This is a genomic window from Methylobacterium oxalidis (genome assembly GCF_007992195.1).
Classification (GTDB): Bacteria; Pseudomonadota; Alphaproteobacteria; order Rhizobiales; family Beijerinckiaceae; genus Methylobacterium; species Methylobacterium oxalidis.
Window position 1 is genome coordinate 49,458 of the sequence record NZ_BJZU01000044.1, and the last position, 10,010, is coordinate 59,467.

9 protein-coding genes are annotated in these 10,010 nt (G+C 72.2%); 4 read left to right on the forward strand and 5 right to left on the reverse strand.

What is annotated here, in order from left to right; genetic code table 11:
* The first annotated feature begins 77 nt into the window (after window positions 1-77).
* Entirely contained in the window at window positions 78-1,457 is a 1,380-nt protein-coding gene (locus MOX02_RS12125; protein ID WP_147026050.1) for an RsmB/NOP family class I SAM-dependent RNA methyltransferase, read from the forward strand.
* A gap of 9 nt (window positions 1,458-1,466) precedes the next feature.
* Here MOX02_RS12125 and MOX02_RS12130 read toward each other — a convergent pair whose 3' ends face one another.
* Both MOX02_RS12130 and MOX02_RS12135 read right to left on the reverse strand, forming a co-directional pair.
* Entirely contained in the window at window positions 1,467-2,285 is an 819-nt protein-coding gene (locus MOX02_RS12130; protein ID WP_170267836.1) for a class I SAM-dependent methyltransferase, read from the reverse strand.
* Between the two features lie 277 nt (window positions 2,286-2,562).
* Window positions 2,563-2,787, reverse strand: a complete 225-nt coding sequence (locus tag MOX02_RS12135; RefSeq protein ID WP_147026052.1) for a hypothetical protein — start codon at window positions 2,785-2,787, stop codon at window positions 2,563-2,565.
* Between the two features lie 278 nt (window positions 2,788-3,065).
* Here MOX02_RS12135 and MOX02_RS12140 point away from each other — a divergent pair, with 278 nt between their 5' ends.
* On the forward strand, window positions 3,066-3,347 hold the full coding sequence (locus MOX02_RS12140; protein WP_147026053.1) for a hypothetical protein: 282 nt from the start codon (window positions 3,066-3,068) through the stop codon (window positions 3,345-3,347).
* 52 nt (window positions 3,348-3,399) lie between these two features.
* Here MOX02_RS12140 and MOX02_RS12145 read toward each other — a convergent pair whose 3' ends face one another.
* From MOX02_RS12145 to MOX02_RS12155, 3 genes are all read right to left on the reverse strand, one after another.
* The gene (locus MOX02_RS12145) at window positions 3,400-4,605 is read right to left on the reverse strand and encodes a hypothetical protein (protein ID WP_147026054.1); all 1,206 of its coding nucleotides are present in this window, start codon (window positions 4,603-4,605) and stop codon (window positions 3,400-3,402) included.
* Between the two features lie 44 nt (window positions 4,606-4,649).
* On the reverse strand, window positions 4,650-5,729 hold the full coding sequence (locus MOX02_RS12150) for a phytanoyl-CoA dioxygenase family protein (protein WP_147026055.1): 1,080 nt from the start codon (window positions 5,727-5,729) through the stop codon (window positions 4,650-4,652).
* 176 nt (window positions 5,730-5,905) lie between these two features.
* Window positions 5,906-6,181: a hypothetical protein gene (locus MOX02_RS12155; RefSeq protein WP_147026056.1), complete on the reverse strand. Its 276-nt coding sequence runs from the start codon at window positions 6,179-6,181 to the stop codon at window positions 5,906-5,908.
* A 284-nt stretch (window positions 6,182-6,465) separates the two neighbouring features.
* Here MOX02_RS12155 and MOX02_RS12160 point away from each other — a divergent pair, with 284 nt between their 5' ends.
* Entirely contained in the window at window positions 6,466-8,211 is a 1,746-nt protein-coding gene (locus tag MOX02_RS12160; protein ID WP_147026057.1) for a heparinase II/III family protein, read from the forward strand.
* 70 nt (window positions 8,212-8,281) lie between these two features.
* Window positions 8,282-9,880: a bifunctional phosphoribosylaminoimidazolecarboxamide formyltransferase/IMP cyclohydrolase gene (purH, locus tag MOX02_RS12165; RefSeq protein WP_147026058.1), complete on the forward strand. Its 1,599-nt coding sequence runs from the start codon at window positions 8,282-8,284 to the stop codon at window positions 9,878-9,880.
* Window positions 9,881-10,010: the final 130 nt, after the last annotated feature.

The following is a 10,010-nucleotide window of genomic DNA, read 5'->3' on the forward strand; positions in this document are numbered from 1 at the left end:
TGGAAGGGCGTGGCGGCCGGCCCGGGATCCGATCGCGGATCCGCGGCCCGGCGAGCGATGACGGGAAGTTAGGTTTCATGGCGACACGCCGCAATGCGCGCGGTCCGGCGCGCGGGCCGGACGGCCCCGAGACTCCGGACGCGGCGGGGCTCGCGGCCCGGCGCGTGGCGCAGGCCGCGGTGGCCGAGCTCCTCGGCAAGGGCCGGGCGCTCGCCCTGGAGGACGCGCTGGCGCAGGGCGCGCGGGCGGCGGGCCTCGACGCGGCCGATGCGGGCCTCGCCCGCGCCATTGCCACGGCGACGTTCCGCCGGCTCGGCTTCCTGGAGCGGGCGCTCGGTGCCCGGATGGCGCAGGGGCTGCCCCGCGACGAGCCTCGGCTGCTGGCGCTCCTCGCCACCGGCGCGGCGCAGATCCTCGACCTCAACGTGCCGGACCACGCGGCTGTCGACCTCTCGGTCCGACTGGCCAAGGGCGACCGCTCCCTGCAGCACCTCGCCGGACTCGTGAACGCGGTGCTGCGCCGGGTCGTGCGCGAGCGCGGGGCGATCCTCGCCGAGGCGGGCCCGCCCCTCGACCACAACACGCCCGCCTGGCTCGCCGCCCGCTGGCGCGAGGCCTACGGGGACGCGGCCGGCGCGATCGCGGCCGCGCATCTGCGCGGCGCCGCCGTCGACCTGACGGTGAGGGCCGAGCCCGAGACCTGGGCCGAGCGGCTCGGGGCCACCCTCCTGCCGACCGGCTCGCTCCGCCTCACCGACGTGCGCGCCCCGGTCGCGGAGCTCTCCGGCTACGGGGAGGGCGCATGGTGGGTGCAGGACGCGGCCGCGGCTTTGCCCGCGCGCCTGCTCGAACCGCGACCCGGCGAGGCGGTGGCGGATCTCTGCGCGGCGCCGGGCGGCAAGACCGCCCAGCTCGCCGCTGCGGGAGCCCAGGTGATGGCCGTCGACCGCTCGGCGGCCCGCCTGGAGCGCCTGCGCCAGAACCTCGCCCGCCTCGGCCTGGAGGCGGAGGTGCGCGTGGGCGACGCCCTCGACCTGACGGAGGAGGCGGCCTTCGACGCCGTGCTCCTCGACGCGCCGTGCTCCGCCACCGGCACCATCCGCCGGCACCCCGACGTGGCCTGGACCAAGACCGAGGCCGACCTCGCCCGGCTGACCGCACTGCAGGCGCGCCTCCTCCACAAGGCGGCTTCCCTCGTGAGGCCCGGCGGCCGGCTCGTCTACTGCACCTGCTCGCTGGAGCCGGAGGAGGGGGAGGCGCAGATCGCGGCCTTCCTCGCCCGCCACGCGGGCTACGAGCGCGTGCCCGTCCGGCCCGAGGAAATCGGCGGCCTTGCAGAGCTGATCGGCGCGCAGGGCGACCTGCGTACGCTGCCGTCGCATCTCGGCGGCGCGCCAGGTCCGGACCTCGGCGGCCTCGACGGGTTCTTCGCGAGCCGCCTGTGCCGGCGAGCGTGAGACCGGCTCTCAGCCGGGCTTGCGCGCCTCGAGCCAGACATGCTTGCGCAGGGTCGGCGGCAGCAGCCGGTCGCCGAGGCCGTGGCGCTCCTCAAGGTCGATCAGGAAGCGCTGCGCCGCGCTCTTGCGCTTGCGGCTCTCGTAGGCGGCGTTGACCGCGAAGACCTCCACGGGGGCGAGGCCGAGCAGGCCCGGCAGCGCGCGGAACTCGCTCAGCGTGTACTCCCGGTGATGGCCGAGGAAGGGGCCGGCGGTCTCGAAGAACGGGACGAAGCGCTCGTGCGGGGTGCGGCCGGCGAGCAGGCGCATCCGCATCTCGAACCGCGCGATGTTGGGCGTCGACAGGCAGAGGCGGCCCTGCGGCTTCAGGCTCGCCGCCATCGCGGTGAGCACCGGCTTCGGCGAGTGGGCGAAATGCTCGATCGTCTCGAAGGCGACGGCCACGTCGTACTGCGCGGCCGGCAGCGGCGTCTCGAAGACGTCGGTCCGCTCCACCGCGATGCCGAGGCGGTCGAACAGCCGGAGGCGGGCGCGCACCTCCTCGGTGAAGCCGGGCGCGGAGCCGGCCGGGTCGTCGGCGTAGGGCAGGGTGTCGACCACCGTGACGCGGGTGCCGAGCAGGTGGGCGACGACCAGATAGGCCGAGACGCTGCCGCCGACGTCGCACAGGGTGCCGCCCGGGGCCGCGGCCAGCGCCGCCGCGATCTGCATCCGCGCGCTGATCGGTCCCTGGTCCCCGAGCAGCCGCACGGCCTCGTCGCAGGCCGCGGAGAACGCCTTCGGTGAGATCCCGCGGCGGCGCATGACGCGAGCTAGTGTCGGGTGCATCCTTGCTCCACGCGGACCGATCGTCGTCGGATTGAGTCTTCGTCGAGGCCCGATCTCGGACGCGGGAACCGCCCGAAGACGAGGTCCGTCGGCCTGCCGGATCTTCAAGACAGCTCGACGGGGCCGAGCCGGAACGTCGAGATCGGGGCCGGAAAGGTGCCGCCACATAAGGGCGGCGATTCTGCAACGTCAAGGTGCACGAGCGGGGCCAAGCGAGACGGGCGCGGCAGCCGAGGCGGATCGGGCGAACGGAGCGGGTCCCGGGGTCGGGCGCGCCTCAGAGGAGGCCGAGCTGCCCGCTCGGGCCGCTCGCGCCGCGCTGCGGCGCCGCGCCGACGAGGACGCCCGCGCCGGAGACCGAAGCCTTGAAGGCCGCGATGTCGGCGTAGGCCTGCACCTGCGTCCTGAAGCGCACGGGCGAGCAGAGGACGGCGCCGGACCGATCGTCGATCAGGGTCCAGAACCAGAAGCCGCTCGAATCCTCGGAGATGTCGAAACGCATCGCACAAGTCCACGTCGGGGACGCGATCAGGGATAGCTCAGAAAAAGTCTCGACGGGTAAATATCTTAGTCCGATCAAGACTTAGCCGGCGATGCGGCGGTGTTTTCGGATCGTTGTCCCCGCAATCACCGCTCTCCACATCCCGCGGCGCAGCGAAAACAGGTCGAGCCGCGGCGAATCGGCAGGGAACGCCCTGTGGCTGCAACCATATCGGCGGCCGGATGTTGGAAGCCCTCATGCCGAGGGGCTCGGTTCGACGGGCCCGGCAAGGAGACTTCATGAACAGACTGATCGTCATCAGCGCCCTCGCGCTCACCGCGTCCACCGCCGCCTTCGCCCAGGAGCGGGCGGTTCCGCCCCCGCCCGGCGCGTCCGGGACGGTCGTGACGGGCCAGCCCAACACCACCGGCAACAGCCGCGACGTGATCATCGCGCCGGGAGCGACCGGCGCCGAGACCGCCACCACCAACTCCGCCGCGGGCGGCAATGCGGGCCAGCCGTCCCGCGCGGTTCCGCAGGGCAGCGCCGGCAGCAGCGGCGGCACGAGCGGGGGCCAGTAGCCGCCGACATCGAGGACCGCGGCGGCGCGCGATACCAGCCGCGCCGGAGATCTCAGAGTGCCGCCGCGGGCCTCCTCACCGATGTCGTGGAGCCCCGGACCCGTAGCCGTGACGGGCGCAGAGCCATCTCTAAAGCCGCTCTCGCCAACGGCCGGACCGGCGGCTCGTCCATATGATGGTCACGTCCGCCCGAGTTCGCGATGAAGCGCGGCGCGACCGTTCCCTCCGCGGAGAGGAAGGCGTCGAACACCTCGACGTAGCGCAGACCACGCTCCCGGCATCGGCGCGCGAGTCCCGCGTTGAAGGCTCGATGGAGTTCCGTTCGCTCACGCAGAGTGGGAATTTCGAGCTCGCGCACGCGCCGGGTCATCTCCTCCTCAGCTTCGGCGCTCTCGAGTTGCACGACGTGCGCGTTGACATAGCCCTGCGCCCAAGTCCCGTCCGACAGGCTCGGCGGGAAGATCGGCAGGACGTAGCGATGCTCGAACTTCGCAAACGTCTCTGCCAGAAATGTCGTGTAGCGCGTCGCGACTTCGTCGGCGAAGGCCGCGAAGGCCGCTCGATCGAAGACCCTCTCTGCCCGAGCGATCCGGCGGAAGGTCGCCACGAACTCGACATCGACCTGCCCGAACTGGAAGAAGACAGGCAGCGCCGGCCCAGGCTGCGCTTCGGCCAAGGCTGCGGCGATGCGGCCGAGATGGGCACCGTAACCGGAGCGCGATTGCGGATTGTCGAGGCCGACGGCGGACCCGGCTGTGCAGAGCGCGTGGATCGGCAGGATCGACCGCAGGCGCCCCGTTCCCACCGCGCGGTAGAGCCGGGAATGGCTGTCGCCAACCAGCAGATAGGGTTCGCCGATGCGCCTGAGTGCGGGTAATACGCCGCTCCAGAACGCGGGATCGTGAAGGCTACCCGGCGCCCCGGCGATATGTGCATTGACGAGGCTTGAGCCGAGATGTGCGAGGTATCGCCGGTTCGCGACGGGTGCTCCCGCCAGCGCCGCGAAGCCTGCGAGATCGAGGCGGAGCGGGTATTCGTGCAGCTCCTCGATGCAGGCGCGCAAGAGATGGTGCACCGCGGACCGGTCGTTCGGCAGTGCAGCCTCGAAGGCCGGCGCCTGTCCTCGATAAGCCGTTCCCGAGAATCCGGCCTCCTCCACGAGCGAGGCGACGCGGTGGATGCTCAAGGGGAAGCTGCGGGCGTCGAAGCGGTCGCGCGCCGCCGTCGGCAGGCGAAACCGGAGCGCGCGCTGGACCATGCCTCCTTCTCTCGTCGGACCCGTTCGACGTCGCGTAGACGGTGTCAGCGAGCCGAGGCCCGCGCGCGGCCGATCCGCCTCAGCGGCGCCGTGATGCGCCAGGACAGCGACGATTTCAGGCGCGCGTTGCGCTCGATCTGCTGCTGAAGCTCGGCTTCGAGGGCCGCGATCCGCTCATCGTACGCGATCGTCTGACTGTGACGGAGATGGCGCGCCCGCGCGTTCGCTTCGGCGATATAACGAGGGTCGACCGGTAGACCGCCGACCACGTTCCGCATCGGCTCGCCGGTGCTGATATCGGTCGGCTCACGGTACAGGATGCTGCCGTGGAAGGGGTCGGAGAAGAAGGGCGTGTAATAGGCGCAATCGTCGAAGAAATAGTGCGTGACCTGCGACCAGCGCGTCTTGTCCTTGTTCAGCTGCCGGTCGCCGCCGTGCAGGATGGTCGAGACCCAGATCAGGGCCTGCCCCTTGCGGGCGAGGAAGCGCTCGGGCTTGAGCCCTTTGGCGTCGAGGAGCGTCTCCCAGATGGGCCCGTAGGCGTGTGCGCTCGCTCCGCCGTGAGACGTGATCCCGAGATGCTCGTTGTTGAGGATCGGCCATTTCTGCGTGCCCGGATAGTAGAAGAGCGGGCCGGCGTCGATCTCGATGTCCTCCAGCGCCACCCAGACGCCGCACATGAACTTCTCGGGGACCGAGGCGAAGTGGCTCGCGTCCGAGTGGACGCTCTGCTGCGTGCCGACCGGGAAGTTGAGGGTCTGGAACGGCCGCGCCCGGCGCCCGTACAGGTCCGACAGGAGATCGAGCACGGCGGGATTGGCGGCGACGGCGCGGACGTCCGCGTTCGTCTTCCACGCGTCCTGGACGCGCAGACCCTCGTTGCGCTCGAAGCCGCCCTTGCGCCAGCCCGCCCAGTCGAACGTGCCGTCGAGCGCGGCGCGGATCGAGGCGGCGCGCGCGTCGAAGTCCGCGTCGGGGAAATCGATCACCGCGTAGCCCTTCTCGCGAAGCGCCTCGGCGATCGGAAGGTTCTCGGGCTTGATCTGGTGGCCGAGGCCGGGATGCCCGAGGAGGGGAGACTCGAAGGCGGGGATGCCGGGGAGAAGTTTCGCGGTCGCCGGCATCTGAATCCCCCTCCCAGCGCGCGATTATTGTGCCGTCGCGCCGCCGAAGGGACGTTTGACCACAGCCTCAGGTGTCAATCAAGGTCGTTTACAACCTCAGGAAACCGACGCCGATCCCCGCGCCCAGTGTCGAGAACGCGCTCGACGGCGTGACCTTTCGAAGCCCCATCGAGGACTCATCCCTCGATGGCGTCGATGTCGCGAAGACCCGCCCAGACCTTCCACTGTTCCCAGGCGTCAGACAGGCAGGCGGCGGCGTCCGCGCGCGACGCGGCGACGCCGCCGCGCCGGAAGGGCTGGGCGCCGATGTCGAGGCTCATTCCCCAGCCCCACTGCTCGGACGCCGCCTCGGCGCTGATGCAGTCGATCCGCCCGACGATCAGCGCCCCGCTCGTCGCGAAGTAGGTCTCGCGGGGATGATCCTGCAGCCGCGTGTAGACGAGCGCCGCCATTCCTCTCCTGCCTGTCGTGCCTCTTGCCTGTCGTACCTCTTGCCTGTCGTGCCTCTTGCCCGACGTGCCTCTTGCCTGTCGTGCCTCTTGCCCGACGTGCCCGCCGCGCTCCCAGCGCCCGCCGGTGCGGAGCCGCCCCGGCGCGAGGCGAGGTACGGATCAAACGCCGCGCCGTTCCCGCATGACACAGCGTAAACGGATGGTTAAGAGGCCCGCTCTAGCTTCATTCGCCAGTGAGACCCGGCCGGGCGCAGGTGCGCTTCGCCGCCCGGTGAGGAGAACGCGTGCTCGGGGGGCCTGATCGCTGGCGCTTCTATCGGCTTGTCGGGCGCGAGGCCGCGCGCTCGGTGCGGGCCGCCTCGGCGCGGCTGACGGCGCCGCCGGACATCCTGGCCCGGGTCCGCGTATCCGGCCTCATCATCGCCCCCCACGACCTGCGCACCAGCGACGCCACCTTCGCGGACGACATCTATGCCGGGCTGTTCGTCTTCGCCGGCCGCTCGCTGGCGGTGAGCGGGGGCTCGCCCTTCGACTACGCGCCGCCCTCGCCAGAATGGGCCGAGGTGCTCTACGGCTTCGGCTGGCTGCGACACCTGCGCGCCGCCGACACGGCGCTCGCCCGCGCCAACGCCCGCGCCTTCGTCGCCGACTTCATGGCCGGCCGGGGCGACCCGGCCCTCGCCCGGCCGACGCCGGTGGCCGCGCGGCGCCTGATCTCCTTCCTCAGCCAGTCGCCGCTGGTGCTGGAGGGGGCCGACCGCAGCTTCTACCAGAACTTCCTGCGCAGCCTGGGCCGGGCCGCCCGGGAGCTGGAGCACGACCTGCGCCAGGGCGTGCCGCCGCCCTGGCGGCTCCTCGCCGCGGTGGCGCTCTGCTACGCGGGCCTGTGCTGCGACGGCATCCAGCCGATCCTCCGGCGGGCCACCCGCATCCTGTCGCGGGAGCTCGACCGGCAGATCATGGCCGACGGCGGACACCGCTCGCGCGACCCGCGCTTCGCGATGGAGCTGCTCCTCGATCTCCTGCCCCTGCGCCAGAGCTACCTCAGCCGCAGCGTCGACCCGCCAGAGGCTCTGCTGCGGGCCATCGACCGGATGCTGCCGCTGCTGCGCCTCCTGCGCCACGCGGACGCCTCGCTCAGCCACTTCAACGGCATGGGCGCCACCGCTGCCGACCACCTCGCCACGCTGCTCGTCTACGACGGCACCCTGGCGCAGCCGCTGATGCACGCGCCGCTCTCAGGCTACGAGCGGCTCGAGGGCGGCCGCCTCGTGGTGGTGGCCGATGTCGGCGCGCCGCCGCCGCTCGTCTACTCGCGCAACGCCTGCGCGGGCTGCCTGTCCTTCGAGATGTCGAGCGGCCCGCAGCGCATCGTCGTCAATTGCGGTCTGCCCGAGAGCGGGGCGGAGCTACGGCGCCTCGCCCGGAGCACGCCCGCGCACTCGACCGCCTCGGTCGCCGACGATTCCTCGAGCCATGTCCTCGCGCGGACCGGCTGGTGGGGCGAGCGCCTCGCCGCCGACTGGATCTGCCGGCGGCTCGGGCCGATCCTGCTGCACGGGCCCGCGGAGGTGAAGTCCGAGCGCTTCACGGACGGAGAGGCCGAGGTGCTGGCCGCGCGCCACGACGGCTTCGTGCGCGACCACGGCGTCGTCCACGAGCGGCGCTGGCGCCTGATCGGTTCCGAGGGACGGCTCGAGGGCGAGGACGCCTTCCTGAGGGCGGGGTCGAGCAAGGCTCCGGCCAGGGCCAACCACCGCCCGCGGGAGGTCGCGATCCGCTTCCACCTGCACCCGTCCGTGGTGCTGGAGCCGGGCCCGGACGGCGGCCTCGCCCTCGGCCTGCCGCTCGGCGAGGTCTGGGACTTCCGGGCCGAGGGCGCCGACATCGCCATTGAGGAGAGCGTCTACTTCGCGGGCCTCTCGGGCGCGCGGCGCACCGACCAGATCGCCCTGCACCTCTCGGTCGGGGAGGGCGCGCGCGTGAGCTGGTCCTTCACCCGCCGCGCCGCCGCCGCGCCCGCGGCGTGACCCTGGCCCGCGCGGCCGCTTTCATGCTACCGGCGCCCGAACACCGCCCGACTGCCTGTACGAGTGTTCGATGTCGCATGACCAGGTGCGGATCACCCGCGCGCTACTCTCCGTCTCCGACAAGACGGGTCTCGTGGATTTCGCCCGCGCGCTCTCCGAGCGCGGCGTCGACCTCGTCTCCACCGGGGGCACCCATCGCGCACTGAGCGAGGCGGGCCTGCCCGTGACCGAGGTCGCCGACCTGACGGGCTTTCCGGAGATGATGGACGGGCGCGTGAAGACCCTGCACCCGGCCGTCCACGGCGGCCTGCTGGCCGTGCGCGACAACCCCGAGCACCAGGCCGCGCTCGCCGCCCACGGCATCGGCGCGATCGACCTCCTCGTGGTCAACCTCTACCCGTTCGAGGCGACGATCGCGGCGGGCCGCGCCTACGACGACTGCATCGAGAACATCGATGTCGGGGGGCCCGCCATGATCCGGGCGGCGGCCAAGAACCACGCCGACGTCGCTGTCGTCACCGACGTGTCGGACTATGCCGACCTGCTCGCCGAGCTCGCGGCCCGCCACGGCGCGCTCGGCGGCGCGACCCGGCGCCGCCTCGCCCAGGCGGCCTACGCCCGCACGGCCGCCTACGACGCGGCCATCGCCAACTGGCTCGCCGGGCGGATCGAGGCGAGGGGCACGCCCGCCTTCCGGGCCTTCGGCGGCAGCCTCGCCCAGGGGCTGCGCTACGGCGAGAACCCCCACCAATCGGCCGCCTTCTACCGCGCGCCCGGCCTCGTGCGGGCGGGCGTGGCGAGCGCGCGCCAGGTCCAGGGCAAGGACCTCTCCTACAACAATTTCAACGACACGGACGCCGCCTACGAGTGCGTCGCCGAGTTCGATCCGTCCCGCACGGCGGCGGTCGCCATCATCAAGCACGCCAACCCCTGCGGCGTGGCGGAGGGCCACAGCCTGCTTCAGGCCTACGAGCGGGCGCTCGCCTGCGATCCGACCTCGGCCTTCGGCGGCATCGTGGCGCTCAACCGCCCGCTCGACGCCGAGGCCGCGCGGAGGATCGTGGAGATCTTCACCGAGGTGATCATCGCGCCCGACGCCTCCGAGGAGGCGGTGGCGATCGTCGCCGCCAAGAAGAACCTGCGCCTGCTTCTCGCGGGCGGCCTGCCCGATCCACGCTCGCCCGGCGAGACCGTGCGCAGCCTGTCCGGCGGGCTCCTGGTGCAGGGCCGGGACAACGCCGTGGTCGACGACATGCCCCTCACCGTCGTCACCAAGCGGGCCCCGACCGAGGCCGAGTCGGCGGATCTCCGCTTCGCCTACCGGGTGGCCAAGCACGTCAAGTCGAACGCCATCGTCTACGCCAAGGCCGGCGCCACGGTGGGCATCGGGGCGGGGCAGATGTCGCGGGTCGATTCCTCCCGCATCGCCGCCTGGAAGGCCGCCGAGGCGGCGCGCAGCCTCGGCCTGTCCGAGAGCCTCGCCCAGGGCGCGGTCGTGGCGTCGGACGCGTTCTTCCCCTTCGCCGACGGGCTGATGGCCGCCGCGGAGGCCGGCGCCACGGCGGTGATCCAGCCCGGCGGCTCGATGCGCGACGACGCGGTGATCGCGGCCGCCGACGCGGCGGGCCTCGCCATGGTGTTCACGGGCCACCGCCACTTCCGGCACTGAGCCGGCCCGGCCACGCCGTCACCTCATCGAGCGCCCACTCAGACCTCCCGAACGGGAGAGGTGGGGTGCCCATTCTGCGCCGACCTTTACAGATCTGGCATGGGTCCCCTCGCCCGTTCGGGAGAGGGAC

Bases quoted from the DNA above. Each gene is read 5' to 3' on its own strand.
- MOX02_RS12125 (WP_147026050.1), top strand. From the start codon at position 78: ATGGCGACACGCCGCAATGCGCGCGGTCCGGCGCGCGGGCCGGACGGC.
- MOX02_RS12130 (WP_170267836.1), bottom strand. From the start codon at position 2,285: ATGCACCCGACACTAGCTCGCGTCATGCGCCGCCGCGGGATCTCACCG.
- MOX02_RS12135 (WP_147026052.1), bottom strand. From the start codon at position 2,787: ATGCGTTTCGACATCTCCGAGGATTCGAGCGGCTTCTGGTTCTGGACC.
- MOX02_RS12140 (WP_147026053.1), top strand. From the start codon at position 3,066: ATGAACAGACTGATCGTCATCAGCGCCCTCGCGCTCACCGCGTCCACC.
- MOX02_RS12145 (WP_147026054.1), bottom strand. From the start codon at position 4,605: ATGGTCCAGCGCGCGCTCCGGTTTCGCCTGCCGACGGCGGCGCGCGAC.
- MOX02_RS12150 (WP_147026055.1), bottom strand. From the start codon at position 5,729: ATGCCGGCGACCGCGAAACTTCTCCCCGGCATCCCCGCCTTCGAGTCT.
- MOX02_RS12155 (WP_147026056.1), bottom strand. From the start codon at position 6,181: ATGGCGGCGCTCGTCTACACGCGGCTGCAGGATCATCCCCGCGAGACC.
- purH (WP_147026058.1), top strand. From the start codon at position 8,282: ATGTCGCATGACCAGGTGCGGATCACCCGCGCGCTACTCTCCGTCTCC.